We start from the raw sequence: 26513 nt of genomic DNA, 5'->3' as shown, positions 1-26513 counted from the left end.
TGGTATGAATAAATCTGATGATTTAGACATGCTTAGTGCTAGTGAGGATTTTGAGTACGGATGGTTAGATGGTTTTGTTGGATTGCTGCAAGATGAAACGCAGTACGTAACTTGGTTTTTAGTTCTTTTCACTTGTGCTATCAGTATCATAATCGCTATTGTGCAATGGACTAAAAATAAGGAATTAACCAGAGTTGCCAGCCACAATGAATGGGTCAGAGAATTTCGTGAAAAATTAGCGGTTCTTGAAGATGAGTCTCTTAACTTTTGGATGACTGCTGCTAACGATTCTCGAGATGTGATTTCGATGGGAAGGCTTACTAGAGAGGTTAAAGAACTTACGACTATTGCGAGTGAAATTGCAAAAGTTGGAGGAAACATTTACCAAAAAGAACTGTTTAAGGATCTGCGTAGAGCAGTCACTAATGATAAAGAAAATGATGATCGACCCTTAAATGCAGATCATTATCGAATAATATCGATAAAAACTATTACTACTAAACTTCGTCGACAGTATAAACGTAGGCCCTGTAAGTAATTTTGTGTAACTTAATAGGTTTAAGTGTTATCTGCTCAATATCCCTGTAAATAAAATTATTGGGTGCTACTTTTGATGTGCTTAGGTTTAATTAGCTAACAAGAATGGCGATAAAGCCTGTCGGTTGTCATCTTACTGTCACCTGGGCTTAATAAGCTAGTCGGAATTAGCCGCCATTGCCGACACTTTGACTATGACCGTTTCACAGACTATACCCGATCGTTATACCCAACTTCAGGAACTGATTGAAACGGAACAGTTATATCCTCATTTTCAGCCTATCGTTGATCTACGCCGAGGTGAGGTGCTGGGCCATGAAGCGCTGATTCGTGGGCCGGAAAACAGTGAGTTGCATTCGCCTCTGGTTCTGTTTAACACGGCGATGGCGTGTGGCTTGGAACATCGGCTAGAGCTGTTATGTCGGCGTCTTTCATTGGAAGCCTATGCGCAGCAAGAGTTAGAAGGAAAGCTCTTTCTCAATGTCAGTGCATCGCTGTTGGGGACGCCAGAACACCGTAAGGGATTAACCGCTGAGTGGCTCAAATCCTTGAACATTCCGCTAGATTCTATCGTTATTGAGATCTCAGAGCAGCATCCGTTCGATAACTATGGGTTGACCCTTGAAGCGATCAATTATTATAAACAGATGGGCTTTAAGGTGGCGGTGGATGATCTGGGTACCGGCTATTCAGGGCTAAAACTCTGGTCGGAGCTGCAGCCAGACTATGTCAAAATTGATCGTCACTTTATCCATAATGTGGATCGTGAGCCGATTAAGCGTCAGTTTGTAAAATCGATCTGCAGTATCGCCAACGGTGTTGGCTCGAAGGTGATTGTCGAGGGGGTGGAAACCCGCTCAGAGCTGCTGACCCTAAAAGAGTTGGGGGCAACGATTGGCCAAGGGTTCTATCTAGGCATGCCCACACAGCAGCCGAAAATGGAGTGTGATAGCCAAGAGTGGCTGCCCCGTAAGCGCCGTGCTGGCAGTGAAAAAGATATGGCCGAGACGGCGGCGGTGCTGATTCACCCGGCGCCAGCGCTTAGCTTTGATGACCAGATGGGTTATACCGCGCAGCTGTTTAGTGATAATCCACTGTACGATATTTTGGCGGTTCTGGAAGAGGGGCGGCCGATCGGTACGGTGCATCGCTCTGATCTGCTAGAGCTGTTCTCCACCCAGTATGGACGGGCACTGTATGAAAACCGTCCGGTGACTCGTATTCTGGATACTAAAGCGATCATTATTGAGTCGGACACCAGTTTGGAACAGGTCTCGCGGTTGATTACCGAGCAGGATGCGGTATATCTGCATCAAGGGCTGGTGATCACCAAAGATGGCCTCTATCAGGGGATCGGTAATGTACGGGACCTGTTGAAAAACATCACTGAACTGAAAATTCGTAATGCCCGTTATGCTAACCCATTAACCCTGATGCCGGGCAATGTGCCGATCAATCGGGAGATCGATGGGCTCTTGAAGCAGACGGAAAATTTTCGCGTTGCCTACTTTGATATCAATTATTTTAAGCCTTTCAATGATAATTATGGCTATGTGAAGGGCGACCGGCTGATTCAGCTCTTGGGTGAACTGCTGACCCGTCATGCCAATGGTGAGAATTTTACCGGCCATGTGGGGGGCGATGACTTTGTGGTGGTGTTTCGCACCGAAGACTGGCAGCTTCGTTGTGAACGGATTCTGAAGGCATTTGATCAGGCTGTGCGTGAGTTCTATAGCCCCAAAGATCTAGAACAAGGGGGGATCTGGGCGGCGAGTCGCAAAGGCGATTCGGTCTTCTATCCGGTGCTCAGTCTATCCTGTGGCGTGGTGCATCCGGACCCTTATCGTTGCCTGAGCTATCATGAGGTGGCTGAACTAGCTGCCCAAGCCAAAAAAGAAGCTAAAAAGCGGGAAGGCAGCTATCTGTTTGTTTCCCAACGGCGAAAAATGCGCGCTCATTGATGGCGCTCTATTGATGAAGCGCTTGTCTCACTATCGCCCGTCTGCATTAAGGTTCGCATCGCTTCATCGGCGGTAAAAAATACCTGTCCGGGGCTGAGCTGTTGTAGAAAGGAGGTTTTTTGTAGCCGATCCATAATCGGGCCTTTGACCTCGGCTAAGTGGAGTGTGACCCCCTCAGAAGCCAGTTGTACCGTTAGATTTTCTAAACTTTCTAAGGCGCTGGCGTCGATAAAATTCACCGCATTGCAGATCATAATGACGTGTTCAACCTCCCGCCGAGAGGCACATTGTGAACGTATAAAGTCTTCCACAAAGCGGGTATTCGCAAAGTAGAGGCTCTCATCGACTCTGATGGCGAGGATATGTTCATCGGTGGTGACTTCATGACGTGCTACATTGCGAAAATGTTGGCTCTCGCCCACTCGGCCAACTACGGCGATATGGGGTTGGCTGCTGCGATAGATAAACAGTAGAAAAGAGATCGCGATCCCGCAGAGAATGCCGATCTCAACGCCCAGTGTCAGTACCGCGATAAAGGTGATGAACATGGTTAACGCATCGGCCTTATTGAATTTCCAGCTATCGGTGAAGGCCCGAATATCCATGAGTGGTAACACCGCCATAATGATCACCGCGCCGAGAATCGCTTTGGGTAGATAGTAAAACAGCGGCGTTAAAAAGCTGACCGTTACCGCCACCATCACGGCGGCGATCAGTGATGCGATGGTGGTGCGGGCGCCGGATGCAAAGTTCACCATCGAACGGCCGAAGCCGCCAGCCACGGGATAGGTACCGCTGAAAGCGGCCCCAAGGTTAGCCATGCCGAGAGCGATCAGTTCCTTGTTGGGTTCGATGCGTTCCCGCTCGCGGCTCGCCAAGGTGGTACCGACGGAGACGCTTTCAAGAAAGCCGATCAGGGCGATTAGAATGGCGGGGGTGAGGAGTTGTTGCCACAGTTGTAGGTCAATACTGATAAGTTGCAGGCTGGGCAGCCCTTCTGGAATGCTGCCAATAATCGCGACCTGATAGTGCTGATCTAACCCAGGGCTTGCCACCAAGAGAGTGCCAACAATCATGGCAAACATGGGGCCGGCGCGGCAAATGGGTTGAATCAACCAGTTGGGTAAGGCTGTACGGCTGAGTAGATTGGCGAGTCGAGCCTTGGCAAACCAAAGTATTAATAACCCCAGTAAGCCCAGAAATAAGGTGACGACGTTGATACTGCTAAGATGCTGTAGCAAAAAGCCGAATGAATCCGTGATAAAACCATCGTTGGGGATCGAAAGCCCTGTTAAATGGCGCAGCTGACTAACGCCGATTAAGAGAGCGGCGGCGCTGGTAAAGCCGGAGATGACCGAATGGCTCATAAAGTTAACAATCGATCCGAGCCGCAGTATGCGCAAACAGATAAGAATCACGCCGACTAACAACGAAAGGTTGATGGCGATGTTAACCGGGTCTCCGAGCCCACGGGCGGTAGCATCGGCGATGGTTGAGCCCACCATCAGTGACGCGATGGCAACGGGCCCTACGGCGAGGCTTCGGCTAGAGCCGAGTAAGGCGTAGATAAACAGCGGAACAATCGCGGCATATAAACCATATTCTGGGGGTAAGCCGGCTAAGAAAGCATATGCCATACCCTGAGGAATCAGTAAGATCCCCACCACAATGCCGGCGATCAGATCACTAACAAAATCATCCCGCTGATAGTCTTTTAGCCAGTAAGCAAGGGGGAGGTAGCGTATCATGGCGGATGGTAAGCGAGATGATGGTTCAGACATTAGCCGCGGATAGACCTCGTATAGGTAGAGTACTTCATAGCATAAAATAGAATATCGTTATCGTCTAACATTATAAGCGCTATTCAGTGTGTCTGACCAGTCATGCTATATTGGCGCACGTTATATTAGTACGGCTTTGGTTAATATCGCCGGCGATTAAGGCGTAGAGTTGAATCTTTACGCTTACTCATAGGATCTTCAACCGGACATAAAAGATGGCTAACTGGCAACCCACCTTTGCCGCGGCGGATGCGGCGATTATTGCGCAGGAACGTACCTGTGATGGTTTTTTTAAAATACGCCGCCTCACGATTCGTCACGCGCTCTTTGAAGGGGGCGAGATTGAGATAGTGCGGGAGCAGTTTCAGCGCGGCGACGCCGTCTGTGTACTGCTGTTTGATCCCGATAATGATGCGCTAGTCTTAGTCGAGCAGTTTCGAGTGGGGGCGCTGGGTAAAGCCGATAGTCCTTGGCTGTTAGAGTTGGTGGCTGGGATTGTTGAAAGCGGCGAAACACCGAATGATGTTGCTCTGCGTGAAGCGGAAGAGGAAGCGGGGGCGCAGATTCACAGTATCGTGCCGATTACCCGTTATCTGCCGAGTGCCGGTGGCAGTGATGAGTATGTGGATCTTCTCTGTGCGCGAGTGGATAGCACAGTGGTCGGTGGGGTGCATGGTTTGGCGCAGGAGGGTGAGGATATTCTCGTGCATGTGCTACCCTTCGCTGAAGTGTGTGAGCTGGTGGCCAACGGGGTTATAGACAATGCTGCCACCATCATCGCAGTCCAATGGTTGCAGTTGAATCGAGCAACACTGTTGCAGCGTTGGGGTTGTTAATCCATGGTTAGTGAACACAACCCTTGGGTTTAACCGTCATGGTTTGTTTATTAAAACTTAAATTTTAAACGTTGTAGATTTAAGAGCCGTAGAGAAAATGAAAAAACGTTATGTACCCGATCTGGTAAAGCAGATGGCTGATTGTGAGGCCAATTATCTGCGACTGATGCGGTTGATGCCGGATATTGAACAGCGTGATGAGCGTGTGTTTGAGGTTAGCTGTCATCAGCAGCAGAGTACCGTGCGCCTGCAGATTGAGGAGCGTTTTACCTATACCACCACCGTATTGGTCTCGCAGAGTTCTGATCACCGTTGGCTTGAGGCGCCTAGCCTGATTGTTCGGATGTACCATGATGCGCGGGCGGCGGAGGTGATCTGCCTGAAAAGTAAGCGTCATTTTCGGGGTGTTTACAACTATCCCAATGCGCAGATGCACCAGAAAGATGAGAAGGCTCAGCTTAATCAGTATCTAGGTGAGTGGCTCAGCCACTGCCTCACTCATGGTCAGGCCGCCGAGCCCGCCTATAGTTTTACATGAGCTTTACATGAGTTTTATATGAAACCGCTAATCGTTGCGCAGATTACCGATTGCCACCTGCAAAATGATCCCGATCATCGTTATAGAGGTCGAGATGTAGAGCAGAGCTTGGTTGCGGTCGTGGATGACCTGCTCGAGCAAGGCGACGCCGAATTGATTCTGTGGACCGGTGACCTGGTCCATCATGGCGCTTTAAACGGTTACAGTCGTTTGCAAAATCGGCTGGCGGCGTTACCGCTGCCCAGTTATTGGATCCCCGGAAATCACGATGATGTTGAGCTGATGTTACAGCTCGGTGGCAGGATGAACCTGCGCACCATCGTTGAACAGGATTGGGTGATCCTGCTGTTAGATAGCACCTCGCAACCGGATGGACAGGGTAGCGGCCAGTTGGCGCAGACAGAGTTAGATTTTCTGGAGCAGCAATTACAGCGGTATCAGGATTATCACTGCCTCGTAGTGCTGCATCATAACCCCGTGCCGGTGGAGAGTGCTTGGCAAGATTCCATTATGCTAGCCAACTCTGATGCTTTTTGGGCGCTGTTGGCGGGCCACCGTCAAGTTAAAGGGGTTGTTAACGGGCATGTGCATCAAACGAGGGATCAACTATATCAAGGGGTTCGCGTGCTGATGACGCCATCCAGTTCGGTGCAGTTTAAAGCCGGATGTGATCTGATGACCCTTGAAGATGAGCCGACCCTCGCCCGTCCCGCTTATCGACTTTTGCAACTCTATCCCGATGGGCGTATCGCAACCCGAGTCAAAAGAGTGGCGTGTTAAGGTTGCATCGCTTCGCGCTCTCCGGTAATTTACCGAAAGCATGTATATATATACAGATAGAGATCAGAGAATAAAGGTTATCAATGCCCCAACCACTGTTTATCTATATTCACGGTTTTAATAGTTCGCCGGATTCTTATAAAGCTCGTTTTTTTGTCGACTGGATGAGTGCTGCCGGACGCGCTGAACAGTTGATTGTGCCCGCGCTGCCCCATTGGCCGGCTAACGCCATCGCGTTGCTTGAACAGCTGATAGAGGCCCATCCTGAGCGCGCCATTGTGCTGGTGGGTAGCTCGTTGGGTGGTTATTACAGTACCTGGTTGACGGAAAAATATGGTGTGCGAGCGGTGCTGATTAATCCGGCGGTGCGCCCTTATGAGCTGTTGGCTGAGATGCTGGGTGAGCAGGATAACTATTATAGCGATGAACAATATGAGTTGACGGCTGAGCATCTCGATCAGCTGTTGGCTATCGATTGTCCTCGCCTGAAAGACCCTGCCCGTTATCTGTTATTAACCCAGGCTGGCGATGAAACACTGGATTATCGACAAGCGGTAGAAAAATTTAAGGATTCACCGATGCTGGTGCAGCAGGGTGGATGCCACGGTTTTGATCAATTTGAATCTGTTATTCCGGCGATTTTGGCTTTTGCCGAAGGTCGGGTTGAGTTGCCCGCGGTCACTGACCTGACCGCAGGGGAAATAAGGACTGAAACTTCCGATGAGTAATACCTATAACTCTGATGCAATTGAGGTACTGAGCGGGCTGGACCCGGTTCGTCGCCGTCCGGGTATGTATACCGAGACCGACCGACCCAACCATCTAGCCCAGGAAGTGATCGATAACAGTGTGGATGAGGCGCTAGCGGGCCATGCGACCCAGCTTGATGTCACACTGCATAAAGATGGCGCGGTGAGTGTCCGAGATAATGGCCGAGGAATGCCGGTCGATATTCACCCCGAAGAGGGGGTGAGTGGTGTCGAGCTGATTCTGACCCGGTTGCATGCCGGGGGTAAGTTCTCCAATGAAAACTACAACTACTCCGGTGGTCTACACGGGGTGGGTGTGTCGGTGGTGAACGCGCTATCGAAACTGCTGGAAGTGACCATCCGCAGAGGCGGTAATGTTTATCGGATGACCTATGCCGATGGCGAAAAAGTATCCGACTTAGAGGTTGTCGATAGCTGCGGGCAGCGCAATACCGGCACCGAAGTGCGCTTTCTGGCCGATCCGCAATATTTTGATACCCCGAAATACCACCTAACGAAACTGCGGCATATGCTGCGGGCGAAAGCGGTGCTGTGTTCGGGTTTACGGGTGACCTTCACCGATGCCACCGGCGCCACTAAAGAGAAAGATGAGTGGTATTACGAAGATGGCTTGGTGGATTACCTTAAAGGTACCACTCAGGTATTTGAAACTCTGCCGGAAGAGCCCTTTACCGTCTCGTTTCAGGGCGAACGAGATGGCTTAGATGTGGCAATACAGTGGTTGCCAGAGGGTGGCGAGTTGACCGGCGAAAGCTACGTTAACCTGATCCCTACCGCTCAGGGTGGCACCCATGTGAACGGTTTGCGTACCGGCCTGCTGGAAGCGATGCGGGAGTTCTGTGAGTTCCGGACTTTGCTGCCCCGAGGCGTGAAAATCTCGGCAGAAGATATTTGGGAGCGCTGCTGCTATATCCTCTCGGTGAAAATGCAGGATCCGCAGTTTTCAGGGCAAACGAAAGAGCGGCTGTCCTCACGGGAAATTGCGTCCTTTGTTTCTGGCGCCGTGAAGGACGCCTTTAGTTTGTGGCTTAACCGTCATGTTGAAGACGGTGAAAAGATCGCCGAATTGGTCATCAGCAATGCGCAGAAGCGGTTACGCTCTAATAAAAAAGTGATTCGTAAGAAGGTGACCTCAGGGCCTGCGCTGCCCGGTAAACTGGCAGACTGTACCGGTAACGATGCGATGCAGGGTGAACTCTTCTTAGTGGAAGGGGACTCGGCGGGTGGTTCTGCCAAGCAAGCGCGGGATCGTGAATACCAAGCGGTGATGCCGCTACGGGGGAAGATTCTCAATACCTGGGAGGTCGATCACAATGATGTGCTGGCTTCTCAGGAGGTCAACCATATCTCCATCGCTATCGGCGTAGAGCCAGGCACGGATAACTTTGATGGTTTACGCTACGGCAAAATCTGTATCCTTGCCGATGCGGATTCCGATGGACTGCATATTGCCACGCTACTGTGTGCCCTCTTTGTGCGTCACTTTAAACCGCTGGTGGCCGCTGGACACGTCTATGTGGCGATGCCGCCGCTGTATCGCATCGATGTGGCCAAAGATGTCTTCTATGCCCTCGATGATAATGAAAAAGACAGCATTGTTGAGCGGATTAAAGGTGAGCGGAAAAATGCCAAGATCGGTGTGCAGCGATTCAAGGGTTTGGGTGAGATGAACCCGCTACAGCTGCGTGAAACTACCATGTCCCGTGATACCCGTCGTTTGGTCCAGCTGACCATCGAACCGGGCGATGGCACCAATGAGGTGATGGATATGCTGCTAGCGAAGAAGCGTTCTCCCGACCGAAAAGTGTGGCTCGAAAGTAAAGGTAATCTGGCAGACGTGTGACGCTGCTTGATGACCTCGCGGTTATATTGATGAATACGCTGAAGCAATTATTGAGTTAGATGAGCGCCGGGATAAAAAATGAGCGGAACAGTACATATCGATCAAGGCATTGAACGCCTGTCACTGAAAGAATATACCGAGAAGGCGTATCTGGATTATTCCATGTACGTCATCCTCGACCGAGCATTGCCTAATATCGGCGATGGTCTGAAGCCGGTACAGCGACGCATTGTCTATGCGATGTCTGAACTGGGCTTAAAGTCGACGGCAAAATATAAGAAGTCGGCCCGTACCGTGGGTGATGTGTTGGGTAAATTCCACCCACACGGTGACAGCGCCTGCTATGAAGCGATGGTGTTGATGGCGCAGCCATTCTCCTATCGCTACCCGCTGATCGATGGTCAGGGTAACTGGGGTTCGCCAGATGATCCGAAATCCTTCGCGGCGATGCGTTATACCGAGTCTAAATTGGCGAAATACGCCGAGGTGTTGCTTAAAGAGGTAGCGCAGGGGACCGTTGAGTGGGGGCCAAACTTTGATGGCACCATCGATGAGCCACTGACACTGCCGGCTCGGCTGCCAAATATCCTGCTGAACGGCACTACTGGTATCGCGGTGGGCATGGCGACCGACATTCCGCCCCATAACCTTCGCGAAGTTACGCAAGCCTGTATTAAGCTGCTGTCGAAGCCGAGCATGAGCATCGATGAGTTATGTGAGATTATTCCCGGCCCGGATATGCCCACCGACGCTGAGCTAATCACTCCCCGCAAAGAACTGCAGAAGATGTATGAGACCGGCAAAGGTAGTCTCAGAGCGCGTGCGGTCTACAGCCGAGAGCAGGGCGATATTGTGATTACTGCGCTGCCCTATCAGGTGTCTGGGGCGAAAGTGTTGGAGCAGATCGCCCAGCAGATGCAGCAGAAAAAACTGCCGATGGTATCTGATTTGCGAGATGAATCGGATCATGAAAACCCGACCCGTTTGGTAATTGTACCCCGTTCAAACCGAATCGATGTTGAGCAGTTGATGGCTCACCTGTTCGCCAGTACTGACCTAGAGCGTACTTACCGGGTCAATATGAACATGATCGGTATCGATGGTCGCCCTAAGGTGAAAAACCTCAAGGAGATCCTGTCCGAATGGTTGGTGTACCGCACAGAAACCGTACGCCGCCGCTTGCAGTTTCGCTTGGACAAGGTGCTGGCCCGGTTACATATTTTAGAAGGCTTAATGGTGGCCTATCTCAATATCGATGAAGTGATTGAGATTATCCGCACCGAAGAGAAGCCTAAGCTGGTGATGATCGAACGCTTTGGTATTACCGCGACGCAGGCCGAGGCTATTCTAGAGATCAGATTGCGTCAGTTGGCTAAGCTGGAAGAGATTAAAATTCGCGGTGAGATTGATGAGCTCACCGAAGAGCGCAACTACCTAGAAGAGATTTTGGGTTCTGAAAAGCTGATGCGTAAACTGATCCGTGATGAGCTGAAGGCCGATGCGAAAGAGTATGGTGATGATCGTCGCTCACCTATCGTTGCCCGTGAAGAAGCGAAAATCATGGATGAGAAAGCGCTGCTGACGGCGGACCCCATTACTGCGGTGATCTCCAAGCAGGGTTGGATTCGTTCTGCCAAAGGTCATGATATCGATCCTGAGGGGTTGAGCTATAAATCCGGTGATGGCTTTAAGTTGGCGTGTTTCGGACGGATGAATCAACCGGTTATTCTGCTTGACAGTACCGGACGTGCCTATTCCTTAGAGGCGCATACCTTGCCATCAGCACGAGGACAGGGTGAGCCGGTGACAGGTAAGCTCACGCTTCCGAAAGGAGCGACGATAGATGGTGCGATTGCCGGTAAAGATGATGATGCAGTGCTGCTGGCATCGGATGCTGGTTATGGCTTTGTCACCAAAATTGCCGATATGACCAGTAAAACCCGTACCGGTAAAGCGGCCCTGACACTGCCGAAAGGCGCGAAGGGGATGCCGCCGATGGCCCTGTCTAGCAAAGAGAGTGATCTGCTGGTGGCGGTGACAAACGAAGGTCGTATGCTGGTATTCCCAGTAAAAGACCTGCCTGAATTAGGGCGTGGTAAAGGGAATAAGATTATCAATATTCCATCTGCCAGAGCCGCTGCGAGGGAGGAGTTACTGATTGCGATGGTGACGCTGTCTGAGCAGGATACTCTGCAGGTGAACTCTGGTCGTCAGCATCTGAAGATGAAACCGTCTGATTTGGAGCATTACCGTGGTGAGCGTGGCCGTCGAGGTAATAAACTGCCACGGGGCTATCAACGGGTGGATTCTCTGGATGTGATCGTGAAGCCGTCTACGGATTCATCCGATGAACCGGACTAGCCGCTGAGTTGAGTCGTAACTAAACTCAAAACAGAAGATAACGTCTAAATAGAAAGAGCCATGACCGATGGCTCTTTTTTTTGTTTATCGAAATACAGGTCTGTACTGTTTGTGTGTGCGATGATGATAGCGGCAACGCTATTGCAATCACCTACCTGCTTTCTTATTGCAGAAGTTATCTGTATAATACTGCCCCTACCTCTCTTGTTTGGTTGTTTTTTTAGTCAGTCTGTGCAACCTCACAAGATAATTAAACTGCCCTGTATCAACTGACAATACAGGTTGACCCCCTGCGAATCCTGTTTACCTACGGATTTGCTGTATAGGAAAAAGCATGACCGAAAGCTTTGCTGACTTATTTGAAGAATCCCTTGAACTCGTTGCTATGGTGCCAGGCACCCTCGTTATGGGTGAAGTTATCGACATCGATAGTGACTGGGTTACCGTAAATGCTGGCCTGAAATCTGAGGCTGTTATTGCCCGCAGCCAGTTCCTTAATGATGCCCAAGAACTTGAAGTTCAAGTGGGTGACATGGTTAAGGTAACACTGGAAAGCGTTGAAGATGGTTCCGGTGAAACACGTCTGTCTCGTGAAAAAGCTAAACGCGCTGAGTCTTGGGGCGTTCTGGAAACTGCATTCGAAGCTGAAGAAACTGTTAAAGGTTACATCAGTGGTACTGTTAAGGGTGGCTTCACCGTTACTGTTAACAAAATCAACGGATTCCTGCCAGGTTCATTGGTAGATGTTCGTCCAGTTAAAAACGTTGACCACCTGATGGGTCAAGAGCTGGAATTTAAACTGATCAAGCTAGATCAGAAGCGCGACAACATCGTTGTATCTCGTCGTGCTGTTCTTCAAGAAGCTAACAGCGCTCAACGTGATGAGCTGCTGGCTACTCTGGAAGAAGGTCAGCAAGTTAAAGGTTACGTTAAAAACCTGACCAACTACGGTGCATTCGTAGATCTGGGTGGTGTTGACGGCCTGCTGCACATTACTGACATGGCTTGGAAGCGTATTTCTCACCCTAGCGATATGCTGACTCCGGGTGATGAGATTACTGTTCAGATCATCAAGTTTGATAAAGAAACTAACCGTCTGTCTCTGGGGCTGAAACAGCTGAATGAAGATCCTTGGTCTTCTATCTTGGCTCGTTTCCCTGCTGGAACTAAAGTTCCTGCACGTGTGACTAACCTGACTGACTACGGTTGCTTCGCGTCTATCGAAGATGGCGTTGAAGGTCTGATCCACGTTTCTGAAATGTCTTGGACAAACAAAAATATCCACCCTTCTAAAGTTGTTCAAGTGAATGACGAAGTTGAAGTAATGGTTCTGGATGTTGATGAGAAGCGTCGTCGTATCTCTCTAGGTATGAAACAGTGTATCGCTAACCCATGGTCTACTTTTGCTGAGCAGTTCGCTGCTGGTGATAAAGTAACTGGTACTATCAAGACAATTACTGACTTCGGTATCTTCGTTGGTCTGGAAAATGATCTTGACGGTCTGGTTCACATGTCTGACATCTCTTGGGATGCGGATAGTGAAACTGCACTGCGCGAATACAAGAAAGGCGAAGAAGTTGAAGCCGTTATCCTGTCTATTGATGCTGAGAAAGAACGTATTTCTCTGGGTATCAAGCAACTGGAAAGCGATCCTTTCTCTGAGTACGCTGCTGCCAACGACAAAAACACTATCGTTAAAGGTATTGTTAAGTCTGTAGACGCTAAAGGCGCTAACATCGAGCTGGCTGAAGGCATCGAAGGTTACCTGAAAGTGTCTGACATCAGTATCGATCGTATCGAAGATGCTTCTACTGTCCTGAAAGTAGGCGAAGAAGTTGAAGCGAAGATCGTTAACTTGGATCGTCGTAACCGCTCTATCACTCTGTCTATTAAAGCGAAAGACCAGGCAGATGAGAAAGCAGCGATCAAAGCTGTTGCTGATGCGCCAGTTGAGACTGCTGGACCTACCACTATCGGTGACCTGATCAAGGCACAGATGGCTGCTAAGAAGTAAGACTTCTAAGCTGATAAAAAAGGAGCGCTGATGAGCTCCTTTTTTTTACTTTTTTAATCCTCTTCGCAACCGCTGCTCTTGTCGGTTCGCCTGATTATTCGTAAGACCTTAAACCTCCCTGTTTTTTTGCTCAGCAGTGATCGCTTTATTTGATTAGTGTTGTGTCGTTTTATCCCCTTTTCTGTTTATTAAACACTATGCGCCACTGGCGTAGGCTTCCTGTTGTGCTTGGTGTGAAGCTGTAAAGGTGTTTGGGCCGCCGTGATGTTGAATCTGCTGGGCAGCAGTAGATGTAAAAGCTGCATGGGCATAGGTAATAAAGGGTAGTGATCAGGATGGTCTACGGAGAGTAATGCAGCGGAGTGGTCAGTGTGGCTAAAGTGGGTGATCGTCAAACAATATTGGGATAAACGCGAATAATCGCTGACGCCGATGACAGCGGCGCAGCGCAGCACAAATTATAGCGTTATGTTAGCTCGCTAAGCTTGGTTTGATTAGGTAGGCATCATAAAAAAAGTAAAGCGTGATACCGATGCTGGCGATGATAACGAAGTTGCGCACCAGTTGCTGGGGCAGTCTGCGTGATAGATGAGCGGCCATATAGCCACCGAGCACGGTGCCCACTAAAACGATAGAGCCTTCATACCAAGCGATGACGCCATCATAGGCAAACAAGACGATGGCAATTAGTGAGACGAAGGTTGAGATCAGTAGCTTCAATCCATTCATCCGGTTGATATCGGTGTGCCCGGCTAGAGCAAGATAGCTTAGTGAGATAATGCCTAGGCCCGCATTAAAAAAACCGCCATAGAGGCAAACGCCGAACAGCAGCATGATGAGCAGTACCGCGCCGGCAGAGGAGGCGTGGCGATGTCGAGTGCTCAGTTGTCTTAGGCTGCGATTGAGTTGTCCGCCAAAGATAAACAGTAGTGTGGCAAACAACAGAAGCCAAGGAACCGCCATTTCAAAAGATGCTTCTGGGGTTTGTAGCAGTAGCCAAGCGCCGCTGATACCACCCAGTAGACTGAGTAGGATAAAGCGGGGTAGCTGATCTTTGATCTCGGCAAGGTCTTTTCTAAACGCCCAGCTACCGCTCATATAGCCTGAGCATGAGGCAAAGGTGTTGGTGGCGTTAGCGCTGATAGGCGGAACGCCCACAAACAGCAGGGCGGGAAAGGTGATGAAACTGCCGCCGCCAGCAATGGAGTTTAAAATGCCGCCAAGAAAGCCTGCGATAAAAAGAATGATCAGGTCATTGAGCATGATGTTGCCTTAGGTTAAATCTGACAGTGATAAAGGGGTGAGTATAGGGAGCTAGGGTGAAGCGGTACAGATACAAGGTAAAACTAAATCTGGATCAAACTGTACTGCTTGGGCAATACAGGGATTCTCTGCGCTGATTAGCTGGCTGGGAATAGTTTACTTAACAGGTGGCGCGCCTGTTTATCCAGTAGTTTCTGGTAGTTTTCATTGACTGATCTAATCAGTACCTTGTCTTCTTCGGCACGGACAATATCGGCCCCAGCTAACAAGCTGACTTTTAAGTCGGGCGCTTCGCTCAGGGTTGTATGGGTAATGAGTTCGTTGCTATCGGTACTGTGGGTTAAATAACGTGCTTCTTCCTGCATACGTGCCAGTTTTTGATAGTGGCCTCGCACGAGCGCCATATGTAGGTTAAGCACTGGTTGGAAACTAAGAATCCGTTGTTGGTTAAATAGCTTGTAAAGGCGATTAAATAACTGGCTGGCGCAGATGGCGTTGATGCCGTGGGCGTCGTCTTTATTGGGCTTGAGGAAGGCTAGTTGTAGGTCGCCGTTATCGAGTCGGGTTGCTTCGCCCTGATAAATAGTCACGACCATATCGAGCATCTGATAATAGTATGCCTGTAGTTCCTGTAACTCTTCGTTGAGTAAGTTATCTGCGTGGCCGGATGATAGGTCGAGGTAGAGTAAATAGCCTGCTGCCTCGGCGGAGACGATCAATTCTAACTCCTGCTCAAAGGCATAGAGGTCGAGTTGAACTTCGTGCTTGCTGTTTGCGAAGAGTGGGTTGAGTGGCTTGGCCTTTGGTTCTAGGTCGACCTCTTCGATCAACGTCAGTTCTAGGGTTGGTTCTACGCCTGGCTCGACCTGCGGAGTCTCTTTGTGATCAGAGAAAGGGGCAAAATCCGGCATATGAGGGGCGTCATCGGCGGGCCTTAATAAATCGACCAGTTGTTCATTGTCGTCGGCGTGAGTGTCGTTCTCCTCATTCGGCGCTGATGTATCGATCAATGGCTCGTTAATACTTAACGGCGGCGCTGTGGTTTCGCTGAGTTCTGCCCCGGGTTGGTTATAGCGGGCGAGAAAGTACCAGCAGCCGAGTAGGGCTGAAATGGCGGTGATCAGAGCGAGGATTGCTGCTTGTACTAGGACTGCGTTGAGATTGGCTTTATTTGAGGCTGGATTGAGGCGCAGCTCTAAGATAGCGAGAGTTTCTTTCTGTTGCCGAATCAGGATCTCTTGATGGATTAAATTATCATGCTTAACATCGCCGGCCCGGCCTAATAATCGGTCTTTGGGGTCGGTGAGGATAATGGCGTCAACGCTAGGCTGCTGTACCAGTTGGTTGAGGATGACGTTGAGACTGACCGAATCGCCGGCCATGAGTGCCGGTTTGATGAGTGTGACGGTCTGTTGGCCTAGCAAAGCGCCCTGTTGTCGGGTTTGTTGTTGGGCGATTTTGCCTGCGACCACCGACAAGTAAAGGCCAGACAGCAGCAGGCCTACCAATAAAATAGAGGCAATGGTCAGCATCAGCCAGGTGCGCTGATGGAAAGTGACTGAAAATCGTTGCGGTTTATCCATATTCCGACGGTAAATATCCCGGGACAGTAGAGCCTGCAGATAATAGCAGCTAAGTTACCCCGCAAAAACGGGTTTTTTACTGTTTTGCTTTCTCTGTCGATGACCCCTGCTGTCGGGCAGGTTATAATGCGCGGTCTCGACGGAGAGGGAAGGTTATGAACGTTAAAGAGTATATGGCAGAACTGGGTCAGCAGGCGCGTGTTGCTTCACGTGCGATCGCGAAAGCTGATACCGGCATAAAAAACCGTGCTTTACTGGCAATGGCGGATGCGATTGATACATCCCGTGAGCAGTTGGTGGCGGCGAATGCTAAAGACCTAGCGCAGGGTCGTGAGAATGGCCTTGATGATGCGATGCTGGATCGTCTAGAGCTAAAGCAGTCTCAGATCGATACCATGATTGAAGGTTTGCGTCAGGTCGCCGCTTTACCCGATCCGATCGGTGCGATAACCGATATGAACTATCAGCCGAGTGGCATCCAAGTAGGTAAGATGCGCGTACCGCTTGGCGTCGTCGGCATTATCTATGAATCCCGTCCCAATGTGACGGTTGAGGCGGCGAGCCTCTGTCTTAAATCAGGTAATGCGACTATTTTGCGCGGTGGTTCTGAGGCGATTCACAGTAATACCGCGGTGGCTGAATGTATCCAAGCTGGGTTGAAAGCAGCAGGACTGCCGGAAAACACCGTTCAGGTGGTGAAAACAACCGACCGAGAAGCGGTGGGCGAACTGATCACCATGCCTGAATATGTCGATGTGATTGTGCCCCGTGGCGGCAAAAGCCTGATCGAACGGGTGAGCCGTGATGCGAAGGTGATGGTAATTAAACACTTAGATGGCATCTGTCATGTCTATATCGATGTGGATGCCGATAAATCTAAGGCGATTAATGTGGCGATTAATGCCAAAACCCACCGCTACGGTACCTGCAACACTATGGAAACGCTGTTAGTGCATAGCGATCGTGCGGAAGATATTCTGCCGGAATTAGCTGGGCAGTATCAATCGCTAGGGGTTGAGCTACGCGGTTGTGAAAAAACTCGCCTGCTGTTGCCCGAGATTAAAGAAGCCACCGAGATCGATTGGGAAACCGAATATTTAGGGCCTGTGCTGTCGATCAAGCTGGTGGATGATATGGATGAAGCGATTGAACACATTAATCGCTATGGTTCCCATCATACGGATTCGATCATCACGGAAAACTACACCCTTTCACGTCGCTTTTTACGGGAAGTGGATTCAAGTTCGGTGATGGTTAATGCCTCAACCCGTTTTGCTGATGGCTTTGAGTATGGCTTGGGTGCTGAGGTGGGTATTTCAACGGATAAAATACATGCCCGAGGACCGGTTGGCCTGGAGGGTTTAACCTCGCAAAAATATGTGGTGCTTGGTGATGGTCATGTCCGTCAATAATACGTGATGAATCAACCGGTTAAGGTCTTTATGGGTGGGACCTTCGATCCTATCCATAATGGTCACCTGCGCACCGCGCTAGAAATCCAACAGTGGTTAGGGGTCGAGCAAGTAGCCCTGATGCCCTCTAAAGCGCCAGTACATCGTAAACAGCCCGAACGTAGTGGTCAGCAACGTTTAGATATGGTGCGTTTAGCGGTTGCCGATGAGCGCGCTTTGGTGGCGGATGATCGAGAGGTTACCTCCGCCGAGGCTTCCTATACGGTATTAACCCTAGAGTCTTTTCGCCGTGAACTGGGCGAAAACGTGCCTATCTGTATGATACTGGGTATGGATGCTTACCTTTCTCTGCCACAATGGGATCGCTGGCAAGAACTTCTGAATCTTTGTCATATTGTGGTGGTCAAACGTCCGGGGTGGATTTATGAGCCCTGCGATCAGATGCAGCAGTTGAGTCAGCAGCATGAAGTGGATGATATTGACACGATGCTGCAGTTTCCGTCGGGTCATGTGATTTTTCGTGAGCTGACGCCGCTGGGTATTTCAGCAACACAGATTAGAGCGTTGATCCGTGCAGGATTCTCGCCTCGTTACCTCATACCGGATGCGGTGTGGGATTATATAAAACACAACAAGCTCTATGATTATGAGCAACCAACTGAAGGTAAATAACTACTAATGGAAATGGATCAGATGATCATCGCTGTACGTGAAGCCCTTGATGATATGAAAGCACGGGATATTGTCGAGATTGATGTCACCAATAAATCAACAGTGACTGACCGGATGGTGATTGCCAGCGGAACCTCTAAGCGACATGTGATGTCTATAGGACAACATGTACAGGAAGAGATGAAGCGTCAGGGTGTTATGCCGTTGGGTATTGAAGGTGTGGATACCGGTGAATGGGTGTTAGTTGATCTGGGCGATCTCGTCGTTCACGTCATGATGCCGGATGCGCGTAGCTTCTATGACTTAGAAAAACTGTGGGGTTTTGATGGCGTGACTGAATCGGAAACCGTTTAGTCAACGTTGAGTTATAAGCACCAGAAAGAAGGACAGCTGTCTTAGTATGAAAATACGCCTTATTGCCGTAGGCACCAAGATGCCTAGCTGGGTCATCGAAGGGGTTAGCGAGTATCAGAAGCGCCTGCCGAATGAGTTTTCGCTGGATATCATAGAGATCCCTCTAGGACATCGTGGTAAAGGGGCCGATCTGGCCCGCGCCAAGCGTCAAGAGGGTGAGTTGATGTTGGCGGCGATACCGAAAGGTGATCAGGTGATTGCACTTGAGGTTGGCGGTCGAAACTGGAGTACTGAACAGTTGGCCGAGCAGGCTGAACAGTGGCAGATGTCTGGTCGGAATGTCAGTTTGCTGGTGGGTGGCCCAGACGGGCTAGCCCCTGAATGTATCGCTTTGGCAAATCAGAAATGGTCCCTTTCGGGGCTGACGTTGCCGCATCCGCTGGTTCGCATTCTTCTTGCGGAACAGCTCTATCGGGCTTGGAGCATTCTGCAGGGCCATCCTTATCATAAATAATCAGCTACGACCTATCCGTGAAAATCAATCTGTGAAGAACTACCTAAATGTCAGCCTTTGATAGCCTAAAAGATCATACCAAAGAGGGGCGGGTCTTTTTAGCGCGTTCAGTTATCGCCTTTATGGTTGTGCTGTTGTTGCTGGGTATTCTGATTGGCCGCCTCTATTTTTTGCAGGTTGTGCAGCATGATCAGTTAGCGGCGCTGTCCGATGATAACCGTATTCAGTTACAACCGGTCGCCCCGACGCGGGGGCTGATATACGATCGTAATGGTACCTTACTGGCCGATAACCGCCCGAGCTACAGTGTGACGCTGTTAAAAGAGAAGGTGGGTGATTTAGAGGCCACGTTGACGGAACTGCAACGCCTCATTCCTATCACCGATAGAGAACTGACATCCTTCCGTAAACGCTTGAAACAACGTCGACGGCCCTATGAAACCGTGCCTTTGCGTTTTCGGCTGACCGATGATGAGATCGCCCGGATTGCGGTGAATTATCAGCGATTGCCGGGGGTTCAGGTTGAAGCGGACTTGATTCGTTATTACCCCTTTGGTGCGAGTCTTGTACATGCGCTGGGTTACGTTGGGCGTATTAACGAGAAAGAACTGCAGCGCACCGATGCGAAAAACTATAGCGGTACCCACTATATCGGTAAGTTGGGGATCGAACGTTTTTACGAGCCTCTCTTACATGGTCAAGTGGGCTATCACAAGGTTGAGACCAACGCCCGAGGGCGGGTCATGCGGGTGCTTGAGCAGACGGACCCGGTGCCGGGGGAAGACATTGTCCTACATCTCGATATTCGTTTACAGCAGGCTGCTGAAAAACTAGTAGAAGGGCGGCGAGCCTCCATTGTGGCTATCGATCCGAAAACCGGCGGTATTTTGGCGCTGGTGAGTAACCCCGGTTATGACCCGAACCTGTTTGTGACGGGTATCAGTACGAAAGCTTACAAAGCATTGCGGGAATCTCCCGATCTGCCACTGTTTAACCGAGCGCTACGGGGGCAGTATCCTCCCGGTTCTACGATCAAACCGATGGTGGCGTTAGGCGTGATCGATAGTGGTGCTGTGAGCCCCTCCCATACGGTATATGACCCCGGTTTTTATACCTTAACCCATGGCGGTCGTCGCTATCGAGATTGGAAACGTGGCGGGCACGGTACGGTGGGGCTTGATATGGCGATCTATCAATCCTGTGATGTGTGGTTTTATGATGTTGCCAACCGCACCGGGGTGGACATTATCTCGGATTATCTCGGGCGGTTTGGTTTTGGTCAGGTGACCAGTCTAGATCTACCGGAGGCATTGCCAGGCATTTTGCCATCCAAAGCATGGAAGCGCAGCACCGGTAGAGGCTCATGGTTTTCCGGGGATACCCTTAACCTGAGCATTGGTCAGGGCTGGATGTTGACAACACCACTGCAGTTGGCGACGGCTGCGGCGGTGATGGCGAATCGCGGAGAGTGGAAGCAACCACGAATGCTGAAAGGGGTGATGACCCACAATCAACAACGGGACCCTAAAGTGATTGATGGCAGCGTGGTTGAGATTAGTGGTCTTGAAGGCACCAGTGCGGTACTGCCCAATGTTCAATTGAAGAATGAAGAGTACTGGCAGCGCATTATCGATGCCATGGTGGCGGTCGTGCATGGGCCTCGTGGTACCGCACGTAAGGTTGGTCGTGGACTGGATTTTCAAATAGCCGGTAAAACGGGTACCGCTCAGGTGGTCGGGATCAAGCAGGACGCAGTCTACGATGCGGAAAGTTTAGCCGAGCGGCACCGGGACCATGCGTTATTTCTCGCGTTTGCACCGGCGGATAAGCCGGAGATTGCCGTCTCGGTCATTGTTGAAAATGGTGGCGGTGGTTCGAGTACCGCAGCACCGATAGCACGAGATGTGATTGATGCCTTTATGGCACTCAAAAAACTGGATGCGGACGAGAGCTTATCGACAGGGGAAGCAACCGATGGCTGATTTTCAACGAACAATGCCAGATGCGCATCCTCACCTCGCGAGACGCCGAGGCTTTTGGTCATATACTCGGCTAGATGGCATATTGCTGCTGTTGATCTTGATTCTGTGTGGTTTCGGTTTAGTGGTGCTATACAGTGCATCGGGTGGCGATATGGGCTATGTCATCCGGCAGGCGGTTCGCATGGGCGCGGGGCTGTTTGTGATGACTGTTTTTGCTCAGATGAGGCCGCAGTTGTTTGCCCGCTGGGCCCCCGCGATGTATGTGATTAGTCTCGGATTGTTATTGGCTGTCTTGCTGGTGGGCGTTGGCGCGAAAGGTGCGCAGCGATGGATAGCGTTGCCGGGGTTCCGTTTTCAACCGGCGGAGGTGGTTAAGTTAGTGCTGCCGTTGATGGTGGCCTGTTATTTAGCGAACCGGCCACTGCCGCCGAGTTTTCGTCATATTGTGATTTCGCTGGTGCTGATTTTTGTGCCGGTGGTGTTAATCATGAAACAGCCGGATCTGGGTACCTCATTGCTTATCGCAGCTTCGGGGATCTTTGTGTTACTGCTGTCGGGTATTTATTGGCGTTATATCTTCGGTGCGTTAGCCGTTGCTGCCGCGGGATTACCTGGGTTGTGGATGGTGATGAAAGATTATCAGAAGCAGCGGGTGCTGACCTTCCTCGATCCAGAAAGCGATCCTCTCGGGGCCGGTTGGAATATTATTCAGTCGAAAGCCGCGATCGGATCGGGTGGTCTTGAGGGTAAAGGCTGGATGCTGGGTACCCAGTCACAGCTGGATTTTCTCCCCGAAAGCCATACCGATTTTATTATTGCGGTGCTAGGGGAAGAGATGGGTATGATCGGTATCTTAGCGTTGCTGCTGATCTATCTATTGATTATCAGCCGAGGGCTGGTGATTGCCGTCAAAGCTCAAGACAGTTTTGGTCGGCTGGTGGCGGGAAGTGTGACGCTCACTTTTTTTGTTTACGTGTTTGTGAATATCGGTATGGTAACGGGTATCTTGCCGGTGGTGGGAGTACCACTACCGTTGGTTAGCTATGGTGGTACCTCGATAGTGACATTGATGGCCGGTTTTGGGTTGTTGATGTCGGTGCAGGCACATCGGCAGATGATTACGCATTAAGACAAAAGATAATGACTCAGCGGTTTTGTTGTTGTGACTCTGTGATAAAGTCGGGATACTCTGAGAGTGCTGTTGATAGCGATATAATAGTTTAGCAATGCCATCAGTGATGGTTAATTAAGGTGGGGTGATATGTTCAAAACTAAATTTTCAGGTTTGCTAGCCGGAGTTGCGCTCTGTACCGGGTTGGTATGGGGCACTCAGGTGGCGGCTCATGGTTATGGCGATCACCCTGCTGCACAGCAGTTTATCTCAGATATGGCCAAAGAGGGGTTTGATGCCTCAGAGATTAAAACGATTCTGCGTTCTGCTGAGCGTCAGGAAAGCATTCTTAAAGCGATCTCACGCCCGGCGGAAAAACGCCTCAACTGGGGTGAGTACCGCAATATCTTTTTGCGGGATGCGCGTATTAAACAGGGCGTTGAGTTCTGGAATAAATATGGCGATGCCTTGGCGAAGGCAGAAAAAGAATACGGTGTGCCAGCGCATATTATTGTTGCGATCATCGGTGTAGAAACCCGTTATGGCCGGAATATGGGCAGCTATCGGGTGATCGATGCGTTGTCGACCCTAGGATTTGATTATCCGCCCCGTGGTAAGTTTTTTCAGGGCCAGTTGAAAGAGTATTTTTATCTCTTGCGTGAAGAAAAAGCCGATCCTTTCGTCCTGAAAGGCTCCTACGCGGGTGCGATGGGCTATGGGCAATTTATCCCTAGTAGCTTCAGAAGTTTTGCAGTCGATTTTGATGGCGATGGTAAGAAAGATATCTGGAATAACCCAGTTGATGCGATCGGAAGTGTCGCTAATTACTTTAGCGCCCATGGCTGGAAAAAAGGCGAAGCGGTACGCTCCAATGTGGTGATGCAACAGCTAGCCGATGAAGAGTGGATTAATAACGGGTTGAAGCCCGAACTGACATTGGCTGAATGGGCTGAGCGGGGTATTCGCACCCGTAAAGATCTGAGTCTTGATGAAAAGGCGACCCTGATGCGGTTGGAAATGGATGGTGAGTTCCATTACTGGTTTGGGCTGCATAACTTTTATGTTATTACCCGTTACAATCATAGCCGTCTATATGCCATGGCTGTTTATGAGCTGGGGCAAGCGGTGGCTGAAAAACATAAAGCAACGGCGGGTTAATGAATATGAGTCGAGTTATCCACAACCTTTTAGTGCTAACAATGGTTGCGCTATTGGCGGGCTGTTCCTCCACTGGGGGACGCTATTCTGTGGATCAGGACTACGGCCCTTCGAGTAATGTTGATGTGTCTAATGTGCCCAATGCGGTGCCTCGGGTTGAAGCGAAGAGTCGAGGAGGTAATAAAAGTCCTTATACCGTATTGGGTAAAACCTATCATGTGATGGCCTCGGGTAACGGCTATAAAGAACGCGGTGTCGCTTCTTGGTATGGCAAGAAGTTTCATGGTCATAAGACCTCGAACGGCGAGACCTATAACATGTATGCGATGAGTGCGGCGCATAAGTCGCTACCTCTGCCAAGCTATGTACAGGTGACCAACCTTAAGAACGGTCGTCAGGTGATTGTTAGGGTTAATGATCGGGGGCCATTCCATGGTGGACGGATTATTGATCTCTCTTACGCCGCTGCCTCTAAGCTTGATATGCTGGGTCAGGGCACAGCGAACGTTGAAGTTGAAGCGATCGACCCTAGCCGTTGGAGTACTTCGACTGCGGCGGTTGTGAGTGCTGCTCCTGCGCCAACCACGGCGACACCATCAGAAGGTGCTCGTTATCTGCAAGTGGGTGCTTTCAGTTTGGAGACCACCGCACTGGATGCTCAACAGCAGCTGCAGACCATGTTGCCAGGATATCAGGTTAGAATTGTGCCCTTGCAGCGGTCAGATCGGACGCTCTATCGCGTCCAAGTTGGCCCTGTTCTGTTGAATGCCAATTTAGCAGAATTAGTTTCACGTATCGAAGCGGCAGGCTATCTGCAGCCACATTTGGTAGACTAGGCGCGTTTAAATGGATCGACTATCGGTAACTGCTGAATTCTTCGCGAACCTTTAGTCTGTTTTCAGGTCTGAGCAGTATCGAGACCTTCTGCAACCGAAAAAAGTATCTATAACACTATGATTAGAAAATTTGTTTGTCGCTCTGCGCTAATGCGTTTTGTTCTGTTAACTTTGTGTGTCTTTGCTCTGCCGGTGCAGGCAGCAAAAATTACGCCGGCACCTCCGCAGGTGGCGGCGCGGGCTTATATTGTTATGGATGCGGATACCGGTAAGGTCATTATGGCGAGCCGTGAAACTGAGCGCTTTCCGCCCGCAAGTCTGACGAAGATGATGACCAGCTATATCCTTGAGGGTGAGCTGACAAAAGGTAACGTTAGCAAAGATGACTTAGTGCCTATCTCTGTGAAGGCTTGGCGAGCACCTGGGTCACGTATGTTTATTCAAGAAGGCACTCAGGTGTTATTGAGTGACCTACTAAAAGGGATCATTATTCAGTCGGGTAATGATGCCAGCGTCGCCGTGGCTGAATATATCGCCGGTAGTGAAGCGGCGTTTGCCGATATGATGAATCAGCATGCAGCTCTATTAGGGATGGAAAATACCCATTTCATGAATGCTACAGGGCTGCCGGCTGATGATCACTACTCATCTGCGTTTGATTTAGCCCTACTCGCGCGGGCGATTATTCAAAACTACCCTGAACAGTATGGGGTTTATTCTGAAAAGTACTTTACCTATAACAAAATTCGCCAACCTAACCGCAATAAGTTGTTATGGCGGGATGATTCCGTTGATGGTCTGAAAACGGGCCATACCGATGCGGCGGGTTACTGTTTGGTCGCGTCGGCTAAGCGCGATGGTATGCGTCTGATTACGGTGGTGATGGGCACCAGTAGCGAAGAGGCTCGTGCGCAGGAAAGCCAGAAGTTGCTCGCCTATTCATTCCGTTATTTCCGCACCCATAAGCTTTATGATGCCGGTCAGGTATTGGAAACTACCAAAGTGTGGGCGGGTCAGCAGAGCCAGCTTAAGGTTGGTTTGACCGATGCAATGGCGATCACTATCCCTCGGGGTGAAGGTGAGCAGCTGCAGGCGGTGTTAGATCTGGATAAAGTGATTAAGGCGCCGATCGAAAAAGGCCAAAGTTTCGGTACTCTAAAAGTGATGCTGGACGATAAAGTCGTGGCTGAAGCGCCGGTAGTGGCGTTGGAAAGCATTGCCGAGGCAGGTTTATTGCAACGTATATGGGATGCCATCGCGTTATTCTTTTATAACCTGATCAATTAATCGATAGGTTTTGAGGCATGGATGCCCGGACTTAGTTAATGAGTCCGGGCATCTGTCGTTAAACGAAGATGAATACAGTATTTCTGAACGGCGATTATATCCCAGCAGATCAAGCTCAGGTGTCAGTGTTTGACCGGGGTTTTTTGTTTGGTGATAGTGTCTACGAGGTGATTCCGTTTTATCAGGGGGTGGGCTTCCGGCTGGATGAACATCTACAGCGGCTGCAATATAGTCTGCGGGCGATACAGATAACGGCTGATGATGACTGGAACACTATTCTGACGCATCTGGTTGAATTGAATGGCGGCGGTAATCTGTCGGTTTATCTGCAGATCAGCCGAGGTAATACGGGGCGTCGAAGTCATGTTTATGATGCCGAGATGACGCCTACAGTCTTTGCCTGTTGTAATCCGATTAAGGATATTTATGGCTCTGGGCCCGACGCTGTGTCGGGTGTTCGAGCCATCGTCACCGAGGATCTGCGTTGGGGGCGTTGCGATATTAAGAGCACGGGCCTACTGCCTAATATTTTGGTGATGCAGCAGGCCAAGCAGGCAGGGGCGCAAGATGCACTGATGATGCGTGATGGCCTGCTGACGGAAGGTGCTTCCTGTAATCTGATGCTGGTGGAAAACGGTGTTATCTACACACCCAAGCGAGGTTCAGAAATTTTGGGTGGCACGACCCGAGAGTTGATACTTGAATTGGCCGCGAAGGATGGTATTAGCATGCAGGAGGCCGATATCGATTATGGGCGTCTGCTGGCGGCGGATGAGGTGTGGGTGAGTAGCTCAACCCGAGCGGTGGTACCGGTCATCGAAATCGATGGTCAGCCGGTGGCTGACGGAAAAAAAGGCCCTTTATGGGCAAGAATGTTTGAGCTGTTTACCTGTTATCAAAATGATCTGATGAATGGCTGA

22 protein-coding genes are annotated in these 26513 nt (G+C 50.1%); 19 read left to right on the top strand and 3 right to left on the bottom strand.

All coding sequences use genetic code 11. The annotated features are described in order from the left end of the window. Positions 1–4 precede the first annotated feature (4 nt). Both EH243_RS05175 and EH243_RS05170 read left to right on the top strand, forming a co-directional pair. Complete coding sequence (locus tag EH243_RS05175; protein ID WP_126157573.1) at positions 5–538, top strand: hypothetical protein; 534 nt, start codon at positions 5–7, stop codon at positions 536–538. A gap of 193 nt (positions 539–731) precedes the next feature. After that, positions 732–2498 (top strand): GGDEF domain-containing protein, encoded by a 1767-nt coding sequence (locus EH243_RS05170; protein ID WP_126157572.1) that lies wholly within the window; start codon positions 732–734, stop codon positions 2496–2498. Here EH243_RS05170 and EH243_RS05165 read toward each other — a convergent pair. Next, positions 2492–4279 (bottom strand): SulP family inorganic anion transporter, encoded by a 1788-nt coding sequence (locus tag EH243_RS05165; protein WP_241234995.1) that lies wholly within the window; start codon positions 4277–4279, stop codon positions 2492–2494. The two genes, EH243_RS05170 and EH243_RS05165, sit on opposite strands and share 7 nt — an antisense overlap. A 215-nt stretch (positions 4280–4494) precedes the next feature. Here EH243_RS05165 and EH243_RS05160 point away from each other — a divergent pair, with 215 nt between their 5' ends. The 7 genes from EH243_RS05160 (at position 4495) to rpsA (ending at position 13421) form a co-directional block, all read left to right on the top strand. Then, positions 4495–5115, top strand: coding sequence for an NUDIX domain-containing protein (locus EH243_RS05160; protein ID WP_126157571.1), 621 nt, complete (start codon positions 4495–4497; stop codon positions 5113–5115). Positions 5116–5212: 97 nt separating this feature from the next. After that, complete coding sequence (locus EH243_RS05155) at positions 5213–5653, top strand: DUF1249 domain-containing protein (RefSeq protein WP_126157570.1); 441 nt, start codon at positions 5213–5215, stop codon at positions 5651–5653. An 18-nt stretch (positions 5654–5671) separates the two neighbouring features. After that, the gene (locus EH243_RS05150) at positions 5672–6433 is read left to right on the top strand and encodes a phosphodiesterase (RefSeq protein WP_126157569.1); all 762 of its coding nucleotides are present in this window, start codon (positions 5672–5674) and stop codon (positions 6431–6433) included. 83 nt (positions 6434–6516) lie between these two features. Next, positions 6517–7161 carry a YqiA/YcfP family alpha/beta fold hydrolase gene (locus tag EH243_RS05145; protein ID WP_126157568.1) on the top strand — a complete coding sequence of 215 codons (645 nt, stop codon included), beginning with the start codon at positions 6517–6519 and terminating at the stop codon, positions 7159–7161. After that, positions 7154–9046: a DNA topoisomerase IV subunit B gene (parE, locus tag EH243_RS05140; RefSeq protein WP_126157567.1), complete on the top strand. Its 1893-nt coding sequence runs from the start codon at positions 7154–7156 to the stop codon at positions 9044–9046. The genes EH243_RS05145 and parE overlap by 8 nt, the downstream gene beginning before the upstream one ends. A gap of 78 nt (positions 9047–9124) precedes the next feature. Further along, a complete protein-coding gene (parC, locus tag EH243_RS05135) occupies positions 9125–11407 on the top strand; it encodes a DNA topoisomerase IV subunit A (protein WP_126157566.1) in 2283 nt (760 codons plus the stop codon). 334 nt (positions 11408–11741) lie between these two features. Further along, entirely contained in the window at positions 11742–13421 is a 1680-nt protein-coding gene (gene rpsA, locus EH243_RS05130; protein ID WP_126157565.1) for a 30S ribosomal protein S1, read from the top strand. 471 nt (positions 13422–13892) lie between these two features. Here the strand turns inward: rpsA and EH243_RS05125 are convergent, their stop codons facing one another. Continuing rightward, positions 13893–14684 carry a sulfite exporter TauE/SafE family protein gene (locus EH243_RS05125; RefSeq protein WP_126157564.1) on the bottom strand — a complete coding sequence of 264 codons (792 nt, stop codon included), beginning with the start codon at positions 14682–14684 and terminating at the stop codon, positions 13893–13895. A gap of 137 nt (positions 14685–14821) precedes the next feature. Then, on the bottom strand, positions 14822–16267 hold the full coding sequence (locus EH243_RS05120; protein WP_126157563.1) for a hypothetical protein: 1446 nt from the start codon (positions 16265–16267) through the stop codon (positions 14822–14824). Between the two features lie 155 nt (positions 16268–16422). On the opposite strand from EH243_RS05120, the gene EH243_RS05115 reads away from it, so the two are divergent. The 10 genes from EH243_RS05115 to EH243_RS05070 all read left to right on the top strand — a co-directional run bounded on the left by EH243_RS05115 (position 16423) and on the right by EH243_RS05070 (position 26513). Next, the gene (locus EH243_RS05115; protein ID WP_126157562.1) at positions 16423–17679 is read left to right on the top strand and encodes a glutamate-5-semialdehyde dehydrogenase; all 1257 of its coding nucleotides are present in this window, start codon (positions 16423–16425) and stop codon (positions 17677–17679) included. Between the two features lie 6 nt (positions 17680–17685). After that, on the top strand, positions 17686–18351 hold the full coding sequence (gene nadD, locus EH243_RS05110) for a nicotinate-nucleotide adenylyltransferase (protein ID WP_241234994.1): 666 nt from the start codon (positions 17686–17688) through the stop codon (positions 18349–18351). 6 nt (positions 18352–18357) lie between these two features. Then, a complete protein-coding gene (gene rsfS / locus EH243_RS05105; protein ID WP_126157561.1) occupies positions 18358–18705 on the top strand; it encodes a ribosome silencing factor in 348 nt (115 codons plus the stop codon). 46 nt (positions 18706–18751) lie between these two features. Beyond that, positions 18752–19219, top strand: a complete 468-nt coding sequence (gene rlmH, locus EH243_RS05100; protein ID WP_126157560.1) for a 23S rRNA (pseudouridine(1915)-N(3))-methyltransferase RlmH — start codon at positions 18752–18754, stop codon at positions 19217–19219. 47 nt (positions 19220–19266) lie between these two features. Next, entirely contained in the window at positions 19267–21201 is a 1935-nt protein-coding gene (gene mrdA, locus EH243_RS05095) for a penicillin-binding protein 2 (RefSeq protein ID WP_126157559.1), read from the top strand. Then, positions 21194–22330, top strand: a complete 1137-nt coding sequence (gene rodA, locus EH243_RS05090; protein ID WP_126157558.1) for a rod shape-determining protein RodA — start codon at positions 21194–21196, stop codon at positions 22328–22330. The genes mrdA and rodA overlap by 8 nt, the downstream gene beginning before the upstream one ends. Positions 22331–22462: 132 nt before the next feature. Then, on the top strand, positions 22463–23470 hold the full coding sequence (mltB, locus tag EH243_RS05085; protein WP_126157557.1) for a lytic murein transglycosylase B: 1008 nt from the start codon (positions 22463–22465) through the stop codon (positions 23468–23470). Then, the gene (locus tag EH243_RS05080) at positions 23470–24306 is read left to right on the top strand and encodes a septal ring lytic transglycosylase RlpA family protein (protein ID WP_338142341.1); all 837 of its coding nucleotides are present in this window, start codon (positions 23470–23472) and stop codon (positions 24304–24306) included. Before mltB ends, EH243_RS05080 begins: the two co-directional genes overlap by 1 nt. Positions 24307–24423: 117 nt before the next feature. Further along, complete coding sequence (locus EH243_RS05075) at positions 24424–25593, top strand: D-alanyl-D-alanine carboxypeptidase family protein (protein WP_126157556.1); 1170 nt, start codon at positions 24424–24426, stop codon at positions 25591–25593. Between the two features lie 68 nt (positions 25594–25661). Then, complete coding sequence (locus tag EH243_RS05070) at positions 25662–26513, top strand: D-amino acid aminotransferase (RefSeq protein ID WP_126157555.1); 852 nt, start codon at positions 25662–25664, stop codon at positions 26511–26513.

The organism is Amphritea opalescens, from assembly GCF_003957515.1.
GTDB classification, from domain to species: domain Bacteria; phylum Pseudomonadota; class Gammaproteobacteria; order Pseudomonadales; family Balneatricaceae; genus Amphritea; species Amphritea opalescens.
Note: the sequence above shows the minus strand (reverse complement) of the source record. Positions and strands in the feature narration are given on the sequence as shown.